General features: G+C 54.6%; 11 protein-coding genes. 2 read left to right on the top strand and 9 right to left on the bottom strand.

All coding sequences use genetic code 11. The annotated features are described in order from the left end of the window. Positions 1 to 14: 14 nt before the first annotated feature. From DW350_RS04155 to nudF, 6 genes are all read right to left on the bottom strand, one after another. Entirely contained in the window at positions 15 to 2,066 is a 2,052-nt protein-coding gene (locus DW350_RS04155; RefSeq protein WP_152032934.1) for a putative bifunctional diguanylate cyclase/phosphodiesterase, read from the bottom strand. After that, on the bottom strand, positions 2,063 to 3,955 hold the full coding sequence (parE, locus tag DW350_RS04150) for a DNA topoisomerase IV subunit B (protein ID WP_115717662.1): 1,893 nt from the start codon (positions 3,953 to 3,955) through the stop codon (positions 2,063 to 2,065). Before parE ends, DW350_RS04155 begins: the two co-directional genes overlap by 4 nt. Positions 3,956 to 4,010: 55 nt before the next feature. Then, positions 4,011 to 4,580 carry a YqiA/YcfP family alpha/beta fold hydrolase gene (locus DW350_RS04145; RefSeq protein WP_115717661.1) on the bottom strand — a complete coding sequence of 190 codons (570 nt, stop codon included), beginning with the start codon at positions 4,578 to 4,580 and terminating at the stop codon, positions 4,011 to 4,013. Further along, a complete protein-coding gene (gene cpdA, locus DW350_RS04140; RefSeq protein WP_115717660.1) occupies positions 4,580 to 5,365 on the bottom strand; it encodes a 3',5'-cyclic-AMP phosphodiesterase in 786 nt (261 codons plus the stop codon). Before cpdA ends, DW350_RS04145 begins: the two co-directional genes overlap by 1 nt. 9 nt (positions 5,366 to 5,374) lie before the next feature. After that, a complete protein-coding gene (locus tag DW350_RS04135) occupies positions 5,375 to 5,743 on the bottom strand; it encodes a DUF1249 domain-containing protein (RefSeq protein ID WP_319018109.1) in 369 nt (122 codons plus the stop codon). A gap of 68 nt (positions 5,744 to 5,811) precedes the next feature. Beyond that, the gene (gene nudF, locus DW350_RS04130; protein ID WP_115717658.1) at positions 5,812 to 6,423 is read right to left on the bottom strand and encodes an ADP-ribose diphosphatase; all 612 of its coding nucleotides are present in this window, start codon (positions 6,421 to 6,423) and stop codon (positions 5,812 to 5,814) included. A 178-nt stretch (positions 6,424 to 6,601) separates the two neighbouring features. Between nudF and tolC the strand changes: the two genes are divergently transcribed. Continuing rightward, a complete protein-coding gene (gene tolC, locus DW350_RS04125) occupies positions 6,602 to 7,972 on the top strand; it encodes an outer membrane channel protein TolC (protein WP_115717657.1) in 1,371 nt (456 codons plus the stop codon). A 53-nt stretch (positions 7,973 to 8,025) separates the two neighbouring features. Here tolC and waaA read toward each other — a convergent pair whose 3' ends face one another. Beyond that, positions 8,026 to 9,267: a lipid IV(A) 3-deoxy-D-manno-octulosonic acid transferase gene (gene waaA / locus DW350_RS04120; RefSeq protein WP_115717656.1), complete on the bottom strand. Its 1,242-nt coding sequence runs from the start codon at positions 9,265 to 9,267 to the stop codon at positions 8,026 to 8,028. Continuing rightward, on the bottom strand, positions 9,264 to 10,688 hold the full coding sequence (hldE, locus tag DW350_RS04115) for a bifunctional D-glycero-beta-D-manno-heptose-7-phosphate kinase/D-glycero-beta-D-manno-heptose 1-phosphate adenylyltransferase HldE (RefSeq protein ID WP_115717655.1): 1,425 nt from the start codon (positions 10,686 to 10,688) through the stop codon (positions 9,264 to 9,266). Before hldE ends, waaA begins: the two co-directional genes overlap by 4 nt. A 146-nt stretch (positions 10,689 to 10,834) precedes the next feature. On the opposite strand from hldE, the gene lpxL reads away from it, so the two are divergent. Continuing rightward, complete coding sequence (gene lpxL, locus DW350_RS04110; RefSeq protein ID WP_115717654.1) at positions 10,835 to 11,770, top strand: LpxL/LpxP family Kdo(2)-lipid IV(A) lauroyl/palmitoleoyl acyltransferase; 936 nt, start codon at positions 10,835 to 10,837, stop codon at positions 11,768 to 11,770. On the opposite strand, the gene glnE is transcribed toward lpxL, so the two are convergent. Further along, complete coding sequence (glnE, locus tag DW350_RS04105; protein ID WP_115717653.1) at positions 11,764 to 14,595, bottom strand: bifunctional [glutamate--ammonia ligase]-adenylyl-L-tyrosine phosphorylase/[glutamate--ammonia-ligase] adenylyltransferase; 2,832 nt, start codon at positions 14,593 to 14,595, stop codon at positions 11,764 to 11,766. The two genes, lpxL and glnE, sit on opposite strands and share 7 nt — an antisense overlap. Between the last annotated feature and the right edge of the window lie 29 nt (positions 14,596 to 14,624).

The following is a 14,624-nucleotide window of genomic DNA, read 5'->3' as shown; positions in this document are numbered from 1 at the left end:
ATCAATCAAATAGGTTATGCCACGGCCATATCTGGCCACAGCACTTCGGCAGCTTGTGGCTTACCGAATAGGTATCCCTGCATGTAACTGACTTGCAGGATGTTCAAAAGCTCGGCCACTTCTTCGTCTTCAACGAATTCGGCAATGGTGCGGTAACCAAAATGGCTGGCAATTTCCACCAGGGCGCGCACAAAAATGGAGTCGGCATCCTGGCTGGCAAGGCCTTGAATAAAGGAGCCGTCAATCTTAATGAAATCCACAGGCAGGGTTTTGAGGGTATGGAAAGACGAATACCCCACCCCAAAGTCGTCCAGGGCAAAGTGGCAGCCCAAGGCCTTTAAACGCTGAATGGAACGGCGCGCTTGTTCAAGGTTGGTAAGCGCGGCAGTTTCGGTAATTTCAATAATGAGCTTACGGGCCAGCGCCGGCTTGTGCACAAGCTCTTGGGCGATTTGTTCAATGGCCTCTTGCTCACCAAAGGTTTTAGGGGACAGGTTTACTGAAAAACGCACCTGGCCACGGATATCCAGTTTTTCCATCAACACCAGCAATTGCCGGAACACCCACAAGTCCAACTCGGTGGTGCGACCGGTTTGCTCGGCGGCGCGAATAAACTCAACCGGCGACACCCAGGCACCATCGCGGTCACGCACCCGCAATAAGGTTTCATAGTGGGCAACGTCGCGGGTTTCAGTGTCAACAATGGGCTGAAAGTACAAACACAGGTTGGCCTCGTTAATGCCATGCTTGGATTTTTCTAACCAGTACAGATGGCGGCCAAGCTCTTGTTCGCTGCTTTGTTCAGTGGCGCGCACAAAGCGGTTTTTACCCAACTCTTTGGCCTTATACATCGCCATGTCGACCTTGGCCATAACATCGTCAATGTCGTCGCCGTCTTGTGGCAAACGCGCCAGACCAATGGAAACCGAAGGCGAATGCAATTGGCCACCGCCACTGACCCGAACTTCCCGGAGCGCCCGGTAGAAGTTATCTAACAACGTATCTTCGCCCGCGACAGATAAGCCCGGTATCAGCACCGCAAACTCGTCGCCGCCAAAGCGGGCAACACAGGCATTGCCAGGCATCATTTGTTGCAACACCTTAGCCACCCGCACCAATAAGCGGTCACCCACTTTATGGCCGGCGACATCGTTAACGAACTTGAAGTTATCCAAGTCCATAAACAGTAGGCTCACCACTTGTTGGCGTTTTAAAAGATTGGCCAGCACCATTTCAAACTGACGGCGGTTAACAAGGCCGGTGAGCACATCATGGTTTGCCAGCCATTCCAATTCGCCGGCACGGCGCTGCAACTGGGTTTCCATGTCTTCCAATTGCAGCGACATTTCTTCCAGGCGCTGCGCCAACATGGTGGGTTCATCAACAAGATTTTTATTGCGGCCAATGGCCCGCAAGCGAATGCGAAAACTGTCGTAAGCGCCGCGCGCCAGCAGCGGCAGAGCATCACTGATGGCACTAAGGCGGCGCATCGGTTTGGATAACACCAGATAAAAGAGCGCCAAACAGACCAGCATGCCAATCATGCCAGGTATCCAGGCGTGGGTAAGGGTGCGTTGCCGTTCGGCCTTGAGGGCCGAGACATTCATCGCCCCCACCAGCGCCAAGCCGTCCCCTCGCCACAGGGGAATAAGCCAGTAACTGGGCTCTTCGCAGACCAATTTACTTAAGCAGCCTGCAGACAAATCGGCATCAAAACCCTTAGGCGCTTCTAACACTTGACTGCTGGCATCATCGCGCACCACCAGCAGCGGCATATCACTGACCTGGCCCAGTTTTTTTACCGACACACTGGCATCATTAGTCACCAAGCGGCAATCACCGCCCGGGGCGCATTGCAAGTGGGCATGTTCTAGGTGGCGACGAGCCAGACGGTCAGTGAACCCCTTTTTAAGGTAAACAGCAGCTCTTTCACGAAGGCTGCTGTAAAGCTTATCGAGACTGGTTTGATTAACAGCCACAAAGCCGGAAAAAATCAAAATAAGCAGGCAGCACATCGGCACCAGCAATTGCCAGCGCAGACTGAGCATCGCTCTTGGTTTTTTCACGCCAGTTCCGCCTGGTGGCCATTGGCTTCAAGCCATTCCTTGCGATCGCCGGAACGTTTTTTGGCCAGCAACATATCCATCAGCGCCAGGGTTTGCTCGGCGTCATCCACGGTCAGTTGCACCAAGCGGCGCGTAGACGGGTCCATGGTGGTTTCCCGAAGCTGTAGCGGGTTCATTTCCCCCAAGCCTTTAAAGCGGGTGACTTGCGGTTTGGCGCGGCGGCCACTTTCACCAGCCAAGCGGTCAAGAATGCCCTGTTTTTCCTGCTCATCCAGGGCGTAATAAACCTCTTTGCCCTGGTCGATACGAAACAGCGGCGGCATCGCTACATAAACATGGCCGCCGTTCACTAGCGGCCGGAAGTGGCGCAGGAACAAGGCACACAGCAAGGTGGCGATATGTAAACCGTCGGAGTCGGCATCGGCCAGAATACAAACCTTGCCATAGCGCAGGCCTTCCATCACCTCGGAGTCCGGGTCCATACCAATGGCAACTGAAATATCATGCACTTCCTGGCTGCCAAGAATATCGCCAGAATCGACTTCCCAAGTGTTAAGGATTTTACCGCGCAGCGGCATTACCGCCTGAAAGTCGCGGTCGCGGGCTTGCTTGGCGCTACCGCCAGCAGAGTCACCTTCCACTAAAAAGAGTTCAGTACGGGCTGGGTCATCACTGGTGCAATCGGTCAGCTTGCCTGGCAGTGCCGGGCCAGAGGTGACCTTTTTACGGGCCACTTTTTTGGCGCTACGGGTACGGCGCTGAGCATTAGAAATAAAATGCTCGGCCAGCATTTCGGCCACTTCGGTGTTGGAATTAAGCCAAAGGCTGAAGGCGTCTTTGACCACGCCCGACACAAAACTGGCGCACTGGCGAGAAGACAGGCGCTCTTTGGTTTGGCCAGCAAACTGTGGGTCCTGCATTTTCACGCTAAGCACAAAGGCGCAGCGTTCCCACACGTCTTCCGGTGTTAATTTCAGGCCACGGGGCAAGAGGTTACGAAACTCACAAAATTCGCGCATGGCTTCTAACAGCCCTTGGCGCAAACCATTGACGTGGGTACCGCCCTGGGCGGTGGGGATCAGGTTAACGTAGGACTCTTGGGTAAGCTCGCCGCCTTCATGAAGCCACAGTACCGCCCAATCTACCGCTTCGGTAGCCGACGCCATGGCGCCAACAAAAGGCGCCTCGGGCAACTTAGGCCAGTCGGCCACGGCTTCACTGAGATAATCTTCCAAGCCGCGTTCAAAGTGCCATTCGTGCACTTCTTTGTTAACGCGGTCATCGAACTTAATAGAGAGGCCGGGGCACAGCACCGCTTTGGCGCGCAAAATATGTTTAAGGCGGGCCACTGAAAAACGCGGTGAGTCGAAATAGCTGGCGTCAGGCCAAAACCGCACCCGGGTACCGGTATTGCGTTTACCCACGGTACCGACAGCGGTTAGGTCTTCCACCTTGGCCCCGTGTTCAAAGGCGATGGTGTATTCCTGGCCATCACGCTTGATACCCACCTCAACCCGGCTGGAAAGCGCGTTGACCACCGAAATACCCACCCCGTGCAAACCGCCGGAGAATTGGTAATTCTTACTGGAAAACTTGCCGCCGGCATGCAGTTTACAAAGAATAAGCTCAACCCCGGGCACACCTTTTTCCGGGTGGATGTCCACCGGCATTCCCCGGCCGTCATCAATCACTTCCAGGGACTGGTCATCATGCAGTATCACTTCAACCTTAGAAGCGTGGCCTGCTAAAGCTTCATCGACGGAGTTGTCGATAACTTCCTGCCCCAGGTGGTTGGGACGGGTGGTGTCGGTGTACATGCCAGGGCGGCGTTTTACCGGCTCCAGGCCTTCGAGGACTTCCAGATCTTGCGAGGTGTACTGATTGCTCATGACAGGGTTTATCAAACTGAGTTAGAGCAATGGTCATCCATTGCTAGAAAACTTGTCAACACAAGTCTAAAAAGCCAGCTATCTGGCGCAGGTGTTTATCCAAGTCGCTAAAGGCGTGGTCACCACCGGCTTCAATGGTCTGACGCGCACCTTGGTAATAATCGGCAGCCTGGTGCCAATCGAGCACCTCATCCCCTTGCTTTTGCAATAACCAAAAGCGACTGGGTTTGGCCAAGGGTTGAATATAAAGCGATTTAAGCTCGGGCAAGTGTGCCAGGGTAACCTCGAACTGCTCGCCAGTATAAGGATTTAACTGTGGCCCCAGGTAATTGGCTAACAATTCAAAGGGTTTGACCGCCGGGTTAACCACTACCGCGTGAAGGTCATGCTGCTCGGCCAAATAAGTGGCATAAAAGCCGCCAAGGGAACTGCCCATTAGCGCTTTGGGCCCTGGGTGCGCGGCAATGTCGGTGCTCAGCATCGCCATCACCTGACGCGGAGAAAAATGCAGCGTCGGTAAAACAAGTTCGGTGTTAGGGCAATGCTTTTCAACAAAGTCGGCCATTAATTTGGCTTTATCTGACTGCGGCGAAGAATTAAAGCCGTGCAGATAATAAAGGCGCATTAATAGCCTCCGGCGGCAGCATCAACGCTAAAAATGCCATCCGCCAGGCGCAGGATTCTGGTGTCAATACGGCCGTCAGGCAACAACTGCAAATAACGGCAACCTGGCGCGGTTTCATCGACGGCAAAGTCTTGGCTGTTAGGTTTAAATTGCACGCAGGTCGACGGGCTGGCTAATAGCCGCACCCCACTCACCATTTCATCCACTTCCTGATGGATATGGCCATAGAGTACCGCCTTGGCTTTAGGATATTTTGCCAAGCGCGCCAATAAATCTTGGCCATTTCGCAGCTGGTGATGGTCCAGCCAGCAAGAACCGCAGGGTTTGGGATGATGGTGCACCACCACCAAGGTATGTAAATCTTCGCTCGCACACTGCTCAACAAACGCCAGCTCTGCGTCGCTCAGCCAGCCACTGACTTGCCCCGGGTCGTGAGAACTTAGCAGCAATACTTGCCAGTGTTTGGCCCGCAAGCGCCTTACCTGTGGGCCAAACACCGCCACCATCGCTTGTGGGTCATCATGGTTACCCGGCACCCAAAACCAAGGCTTGTCCCCCAGGTGGGTTTTTAGCATCTGGTAGGTTTCTTTTTTATGATCTTGCGCTAAATCGCCGGTCAGCAGCCAGGCGTCGGCAGGGGCATCCAGCACCGCTTCAGTGGCTCTGAAGCTTTGCCAAGTGGGAATGCCCATCAAATCGCCGTTGGGATCATGAAACAGATGAGGATCAGTCAGTACCCAAAAGCTCAGAACGTCCTTTTCAGGTACAAGGGTCTGCAAGGTCAAGTAGCGCCTCTATTGCAAGCTGGCAAGAAAATCCGAACTGCTTCTTCCTTCCTTGAGGCACAGCATCAGCCACTCGGTAAGAAACAGATTCACCTGCATTTTTTCGTCAGGGAGGTGCATCTTATCATTGGGGTATGGATAGCGGGGAGCTAGGCGTGAAAAGTGCTGGCTCGCGCACACTTCAGCCATGCGTACATCATGGTAGAGCCGCACCATCATTAACGACTTCAAATAACGGGGCATAAAACCCAACTGCTCGATGGTAATGGTGGAGGTATAAGGAAAATCTTCATCAAGGCGCAAACGGTAACGCTGGCCGGGCCCAACCTGATACGAAACGCTGTCACCCACGTCATTGAGCCGGCGTGCCAGTTTCATCAAGGCCGCATAATTGTGCTCACAAGTGGTATGCAGCGCTTTAAGGCTGGGCCTGTAGCTTTGCTTTTTTACCGCCATAAATCGCGCAATTCCTGATGATGTAGAGCAAGCCATTGTAGCCCAATCACACTGGCGGCGTTATCGACCTCACCACGTTCAAGCATCGCCAGTGCCTCGGCAAGTGGCATGCGGTACACAGCAATGTCTTCACCCTCTTCGTCAAGGCCATGAATGCCTTTGGCTTTGCTGGCATCCACCTCAACGGCAAAAATATGTAACCGTTCTGTGGTGCCGCCCGGCGACGCCAAATAACTCAACACCGGTTTAACCCGGCCCACTGCCAGCCCGGATTCTTCTGCGGTTTCTCTTACCGCGACCTCTTGGGGCGACTCGCCGGGTTCAATAATGCCGGCCACAAGCTCGTATAACCAAGGATCCTTGGAGGTGGGCATGGCGCCGATACGAAATTGTCGTACCATCACCACTTCATCTGTTTTAGGATCGTACGGCAGCGCAACCGCCGCATGGCCTCGCTCAAACACTTCACGTGTGAGCCAGTCACTCCAGCCACCGGCAAATTTACGGTGGCGGAAAACGTAACGCACCATGGTAAAAAAACCCTGGTACAGTGGTTGCTTTTCCCTGATTTCAATGTCTGACTGACTGAAATGCTCTTGCATCGCTCCTCCTACATAACAGCGCTGCCCAAAAAGTTGTTTTTCGCGTGGGGGAGTAACACATTGTTACCCGAAGCCGGGACCAATTTATAATCTGTTACACTTGCGACTTGATGTGAAATCAGTCCCTTAATTACTGTTCCAGCCATTGTCGCCGCTCTGGACACGAGGAAGCAAACGAATGAAGCGTACTCTTTTGAGCCTACTGGTAGGTGTTGGCTTTATCAGCCAAGCACATGCCGTTAACTTGGTAGAAGTTTACCAGCAGGCTCTGCAAAATGATCCAACCTTGCAACAAGCTGATGCCAAGCGTAAGGCGGCCATGTCTGGGATTGATATCAGCAAAGCCGACCTGCTGCCACAACTGACCGCAGACCTTGGCTACCAGTTTTCGCCCAAATACCAAGATTATGATAGCTACGGCGATGGCTACACCACTTACGAAGGTAAAACCAAATATTGGTCAGCCAAAATTAGCTTACAACAGCTGATTTTTGACAAAGGCACTTGGGTGAAGCTGGACCAAGCGGAAAAAACCGCCGCCCAGTCTGAGATTAATTACGGCTCTGCACGTCAAGATTTGATTGTGCGTGTTGCCCAGGCTTACTTCGCGGTGTTGCAAGCCAAAGATACCCTGGATTTTCGTAAAGCCGAGCAAAAAGCCATTGCGCGCCAGTTAGAGCAAACCAAACAGCGGTTTGCCGTGGGCCTCACCGCCATTACCGACGTGCATGAAGCACAGGCAAAATATGACTCGTCCGTTGCCAACGTCATAAGCGCCCAGAACGACTTGGACAACAGCTATGAAGGCCTGACCGAAATTACCGGCCTGCGCTATCACGACTTGGAAGTGCTGGACACCAAGAAGTTTGACCCGAACCTGCCGCAAGGCACCCCTGCCGATTGGGTAAAACGTGCCGAGAGCAATAACCTCAGCCTGCAGGCGCAGCGCATGAGCGTGGATATTGCCCGTGACGACATCAAATACGCTGAATCGGGCCACTACCCGACGGTGAGTCTGACCGGCAGCTATCAAAAAACCAACACCGATGCGAACTTGGATGACCCGGTCGATTACGATTTAAACGAGCCGACCATCGACAACGCCACCATCGGCGTTGGTGTGAGCATTCCTATTTTCTCTGGCTTTAGAACCAGCAGCCAGGTGAAGCAGGCGCAAGCGCAATTTGTTTCAAGCAGTGAACAGTTGGTGAGCATTCACCGCCAAGTGGTGCGCAATGTGCGTAACTACTACAACAACGTGAAAGCCAGCCTGTCTTCGGTAAAAGCCTATGAGCAATCAGTGATCTCCAGCCAGTCTGCCTTGGATGCCACTGAAGCCGGTTTTGAAGTGGGTACCCGTACCATTGTTGACGTGTTGAACTCTAACCAGTCGCTTTACCAAGCCAAGCAAATGCTGGCCGAAGCCCGTTATAACTTCATCCTCAATAACCTGCAGCTCAAGCAATACGACGGCACCTTGGCCGACGCTGACCTTGGCACCATCAACGGTATTTTGAGCCCGGCAGCTGACGTACCGGCGCCAAAATAAAGGTAACGGTTTGTCATCACAATAAGAAAAAGGCCCTCAACTGAGGGCCTTTTTTATAGGAGCGCGTCAAGGCTGCGTTTTATCGCCCCCTGATTTGCCGACAACACCTCAAGACCCGCCAGCCCTGCCTGCTGGCGCTGATGGGGGCTGGCCAGCAAACTCGCAAGGGCAGGCGCCAGTTCGTTTGCCGTAACCACTTGGCAGTTGCCTGCTGCCACCAAGGCATCGGTAATGTCTTTGAAGTTAAAATAGACAGGCCCGGTCAGGGTTGGCAGTGCATAGGCTGCCGGCTCCAAGAGGTTGTGGCCACCGACATTAACAAAAGAACCGGCCACCACCGCCACTTGGGCAGCCCCCAGCAGTGTCATCATTTCGCCCATAGTATCGCCAAGATACACTGCGGTTTGCGCCGTCACATCCTGCCCTAACGAGCGGCGGGCAAAGGCCCAACCCTGGCGCTCCAGCAGCTTGGCAACTTCCTCAAAGCGTTGCGGGTGACGCGGCACTAGCAGCAGCAGCGCGTCAGGAAATTGTTCCCGTAAGGATTTGTGCGCCGCCAGCATTAAGGTGTCTTCACCCGGGTGGGTTGAAGCGGCTATCCAAATGGGCCGCTCACCGAAGCTGGCGGCCAGAGCTTGGCCCGCCGCGCGCTGCTCGGCGCTGACATCGAGGTCAAATTTCACCGAGCCGGTAACCTCAATTTTACTGGCGGCAAGGCCCAGGCCCTTAAAGCGCGCCGCTTCTTCTGCGGTTTGCACCAAGGCCTTATCCAGGCTCTGCATCAAGCCGCGGGTTAGCCCCTTAAAACGCCGATAACGCTTAGCGGAGCTCGCTGACAGGCGGCCATTGACCAATTTCACCGGGATACGGCGCTTTCTGCAAAACGCCAGCCAGTTAGGCCACAGCTCGGTTTCCATCACCCACAGCGCTTTGGGCTTAACGCGCTTAAAGAAAAACCAAACGCAGAGCCAAAAATCATAGGGGGCATAGGCGTGCACCAGCTTGTCGCCAAAGGCGGCTTTCAGGCGGTCATAACCGGTGCGAGAACTGGTGGTAACCAACAGTCTGGCTTTGGGGTATTGCTGGCGCCAAGCCTTAATTAGCGGTATGGCGGCCATGGTTTCACCCACACTCACCGCATGCACCCACAAATCGACCTGCCCTAATTTGGGCACCAGCCCAAAAGGTTCACCGGCTCGCCCTGCAAAGTGCTGCTTGCGCCCCGGCCAAAACAGCCAAAGCACAATCACCGGGAACAGGCAGGTCAGCACCAGATTGTATAAAAAGCGGCTCATTTACTTTTGATGCGGTTGATAATGGCGGTGGTAGATACGCCATCTTCAAACCCAAGCACCATCACCTCGCCACCGTTTTCAATCACTTCTTTGCCACCGGCAATGTCTTCAATTTTGTAATCACCGCCTTTTACCAGCGCGTCTGGCAGAACATGAGCAATCAAGCGCTGCGGGGTGTCTTCAGAAAAATCCACCACCCAATCAACGGCGCCAAGGGCGGCCAATACTGCCATTCGCCGCTCAAGGTTATTCACCGGGCGACCATCGCCTTTAAGGCGGCGCACTGAGTCATCGCTGTTCACTGCCACAATAAGCCGGTCACCAAGGGCACGCGCCTGCTGCAAGTAACTGACATGGCCGGCATGCAGAATGTCAAAGCAGCCGTTGGTCATCACCACCTTTTCGCCGCGGCGCTGGGCATCGCGAACCGCCAGCACCAGTTGCTCTTCACTGAGCACGCCAAACCCCAGTTCCCGCTCCTGCCCCAAGGCTTCGGCCAGCTCAACGGTAGATACCGTGGAAGTACCCACTTTACCAACCACAATACCCGCTGCCAGGTTGGCTAGCGCGCAAGATTCGGCCAGGGTGCACCCGGCCGCCAGTGCTGACGCCAAGGTGGAAATCACGGTGTCGCCAGCGCCGGTAACATCAAACACTTCCTTGGCTGTGGCAGGCAAATGCACAGGTGCTAGACCTTGTTGCAATAAGGTCATGCCATGCTCAGAGCGGGTTACCAGCATGGCCTCTAATTCAAAACGCTCAATCAAGGCCAAACCTTTGGCAACGAGCTCGTCTTCGTCCCGACAGTGGCCAACCACGGCTTCAAATTCGCTTAAGTTCGGTGTTAGCAGGGTGGCACCGCGATAACGGCCAAAGTCGGTGCCCTTAGGGTCTACCAAGACTTTCTTACCGGCCGCACGCGCCTGAGCAATCAGATGCTCCACATCGGCCAAGGCGCCTTTGGCGTAATCAGAAAAAATAACCACATCGCTGTTTGCTAAGGCGTTATCAAAAGGTGCTCGCAGGGCCTGGGCATTGTCAGCCGAAAAGGCATCTTCAAAATCCATGCGCAGCAGCTGCTGATGGCGCGACAGCACCCGCAGTTTGGTGATGGTGGGGTGGGTGCTCACCGGCATTAATTCGTTATGCACGCCAACGGACGCCAGGGTGTCACGCAGGGTAGCTGCCGGTTCGTCATTACCCACCAGGCCTTGCAGTACGACCTTGCCACCCAGTGCGGCCACGTTCAGCGCGACGTTGGCCGCGCCGCCGGGGCGGTCTTCTTTTTGTTCTACCTTCACCACCGGCACCGGCGCCTCGGGTGAAATACGCTTGGTTGCCCCATGCCAATAGCGGTCCAGCATTACGTCACCAACCACCAGTACCTTGGCGTTCTCGAAAGTGGGCAAATTCAGTTTCATTGGAGCATCTTTCCTGTTCACGAATTGAGGCGATAGTACCATAGGCAAAAGCGCCCGACTTTGGTTCCAGCTTTAGCGTACAATTGCCGCCAATTGCACATAGGTTAAAATGGCCGCCCGTTGCACTGAGGAAGGAGAGCAGGCTCTTGGCAATCAAAAAAATAGAAGCCCCGCGTTTTAGCGCTTCACTGTTGCACCCGCGATTTTGGCTAACCTGGCTCGGTGTGGCCTTGATGTATATCGTATCTTGGTTGCCTTACCGGTTACAGGTTGCCATGGGTAAACTGCTGGGGCGACTGCTGGGCAAGCTACTTAAAAGCCGCGCCCGCATTGCCAAACGCAATTTAGCGCTCTGCTTTCCCGAAAAATCCGAGCAAGAACGCCAGGCGCTGCTTATTGCCAACTTTGAAGCAACCGGTGTCGCCTTTTTAGAAACCGGCATGGCCTGGTGGTGGCCGCAGTGGCGCATTAAAAAACACATGCAGGTCGAGAACTTCGAGTACGTACAAGAGGTGCTGGATAAGGGCCAAGGGGTCATCCTGATGGCCATGCACTTTGTTACCTTGGAAATCGGCGCCCGCATGTTCGGCACCTTGCAGCCCGGTGTGGGTTTTTACCGCCCCCATAACAACGCCTTGATGGAATACCTGCAATATCACGGCCGGGTGCGGTCCAATAAATACTTGGTGGATAAGCGCGATGTGCGCGGCATGGTGCACGCCCTGCGTGAAGGCGATGTGGTGTGGTATGCCCCCGACCAAGACTACGGCCGCCGCCGCGCCGTTTTTGTGCCCTTCTTTGCAGTGCCCGACGCTGCTACCGTCACCGCCACCTCGATGTTTGCCAAACAAGGCAAGGCGAAAGTGGTGCCCTTTGTGCAAACCCGGTTGGCAGATGGTTCCGGCTACAAGCTGAGCTTCTCGCCGGCCTTAAATACCCTGCCAAGTGGCGATGAAGTGCAAGACACCAAACTGGTTAATCACATTGTCGCCAGGGAAATTCTCAAGCAGCCTGAGCAATACATGTGGGTGCACCGGCGCTTTAAAACTCGCCCCAACGAAGATGACCCGTCCTACTACTGAGTGCCCAGTTCCTTATCCCAGAGCGCGCTGACAAAGGCGCGCTCTTCAAGGAACAGGTTGTCATCCACCCTCCTCCCGCCTTCATCAAGGCTAAGCCGGTGCTGCTGCTGGCGAAGGGTGACGTAAATATCAGCCAAGCGCTCGGCAAGGCTGGCATCAATCCCCCCTGCCACACTTAACGCGTCAAGTTGGCGGATATTATCTGAATAACGAAACAGCGCCTGTTGACCGCTGGCCAGCAGCCAATACTGCACTAAAAACTCAATATCGGTAATGCCGCCGCGACCTTGCTTCACATCAAACAGGCCCTGGCCTGACGTATCCAGATGCTGGCGCATTTTCTGGCGCATCGCCCTTACCTCTTCTTGCAAGGCTAACGGCTGCCGAGGCTTGCAAAGGGCAGCCAGGCGAATATCGGCAAAGCGCTTACGAAGCGCAATGTCGCCCAGCACTGGCCTTGCTCTCACAAGGGCTTGATGCTCCCAAAGCCAGGCTTCATCCCGTTGATATTGCTCGAAACTTTTAAGGGTGCTGACCAAAAGCCCGGAGGCACCCGATGGCCTAAGGCGCATATCAATGTCATACAAAACCCCGCTTAAGGTACGGGTGGTCAGCCAGTGGCTTAACCGCTGCACCAGCTTGAAGAAAAACTCTTTAACGGTAATGGCTCTTGGCCCCGGGGTTTCCTGGTAGGCACTGTCATCGTCAAGGTCGGTCAGAAAAACCAAGTCCAGATCGGAGCTGTAGCCAAGCTCTAATCCGCCCAACTTGCCGTAAGCCACCACCAAAATGCCAGGGTGTTCGGCGCTAAGGCCAACAGGTTCACCATGGCGTTTGACCAAATCCTGCCACGCTAACGGCAAACAGGCCGCCAGCAGGGTTTCGGCAAGGTGAGTAAGGTGGTCGCTCACTTTCATCAGCGGCAGTACACCGGTCACATCGGCCGCAGCAATACGCAGGGTTTGCGCCGCTTTAAACTGGCGTAGCGCCTCCATTTGCCCTTCTTGGTCGTCCGGCTCAATCCGCAGCATAAAACGGCGCAGCTCGGTGGCGTAATCGTCAAACCCTAACGGCTGATACAAATGGCGTGGGTCGATAAGCTCATCAAGCAATATCGGCATTTGTATCAGCCGCTCACTGATAAAAGCCGAGGCGCCGGTGAGTTTAATCAGCTGCGCCCGGGCACCGGGGTTCTCTACCAACAGCTCCAAATAGGCGGTGCGGCTGGCGACCTGCTCAATAAGCTTGCCTAACCGGGCCAAGGTTTTCACCGGTTGCAGCTGCTCTTTTAACCCTAACAATAACTGCGGCAAGAGGTTTTCCAGTTGCTTACGGCCACGCTCGCCGATACTGCGCCGGCTAAGGTTTTCTTTTAACGACAAAAAGGCGTCGGCCAACGCCTCTGGCTCGGGCAGCGCTTCTTCACGAAAAGCGCTAATGACTTCATCGCGGGACCAGGGCGCTGCCATCAGGGTTCTAAGTGGCTCTGGGGTTTCTTGCTCGGGGCCTTCCTCGCTTATCACTTCGCGAAACAGGCCATGTACCAGCTGTTGATGCCCGGTAAGGGCTTTTAGGTAGGCTTCAAAACTGCCGAACCCTTGCATGGTGGCCAAGCGCGCCCGATTTAGGGGCTCGGTAGGTAAGGTTTGGGTTTGCTCGTCGTTGATGGCTTGCAAGTTGTTTTCGCTGGTCCGAAGAAACAAATAGGCCGCCCTTAACGCCTGGGCTTCGGCGTCAGAGATAGCGCCAAGTTCAGGTAGCATCACCAGCGCTGCCAGTAGCGAAGGGGTACGCAGCGCCGGTTCACGGCCGCCGCGGATAAGCTGAAAGACCTGAACCAAAAACTCCACTTCGCGAATGCCGCCCGCGCCCAATTTGATGTTGTCGGTTAAGCCGCGGCGGCGCACTTCGGCTTCAATCAGCCGCTTCATATCGCGCAGGGAATGAATGGCCGAGTAATCCAAATAACGGCGATAAACAAAGGGCCGCAATAGCTGTTCTAGCTCTTCGCCATAACCCAGGCCGCCGCCCATCAGCCGCCCTTTCACCATGGCATAGCGCTCCCACTCGCGCCCTTGTGACTGGTAGTAATCTTCCAATGCGTCAAAAGACATCACCAAGGGGCCAGAGTCGCCAAAGGGCCTTAGCCGCATATCCACGCGATAGGCAAAGCCGTCTTCGGTAACGGCATCTAGCAATTGAATGAGTTTTTGGCCCTGGCGAGTAAAAAACTCGTGATTATCAATTTCCTTGCGGCCGCCTTGGGTTGAACCGCTTCTGGGGTAAACAAAAATCAGGTCAATATCAGAGGAAAAATTAAGCTCGCTGCCCCCGAGTTTCCCCATACCCAGCACCAGCAAGGGCACCGCGTTGCCGTCGCTATCGGTGGGTGTGCCGCGCAGCTGGCATTGCTGCTGATATACCCAGTCACGGGCGCCACTGATAAGCCCTTCAGCAAGATTCGACAGGCAATGTAGGCGCGTCACTTCAGCAATGTTCTGGTTAGCCCCCAACAGTGCCAGGGCCGATAAATAGCGGTGGCGAAATTGGCGCAGCAAGCTTTGCACCTCAGTCTCGGCAAGGCTTTCTGCCAGCGGCGGCTGCCAGGGGCCCCCTTGGATACTGGCTTCGGTTTGCGCCAATAACCAAGGTAGCCAATCGGGGTGGCGCAGCAGCTGCGCCAGTAAAAAATCAGAGCAACTCAGACCCTGGCGCAGCCGTTCCAACTGGGCTTCGCTCAGGCCTTCTAAACAATGCGGATGGCGCTCAATCAAGCTATTAAGGGCTTTATCCGCCTGACGGACTAAAAGTTGCTCGGTAGACATATTATGTCGATTTTGTTAGACAAAGGGCA

Source organism: Gallaecimonas mangrovi, from assembly GCF_003367375.1.
Classification (GTDB): Bacteria; Pseudomonadota; Gammaproteobacteria; order Enterobacterales; family Gallaecimonadaceae; genus Gallaecimonas; species Gallaecimonas mangrovi.
Note: the sequence above shows the minus strand (reverse complement) of the source record. Positions and strands in the feature narration are given on the sequence as shown.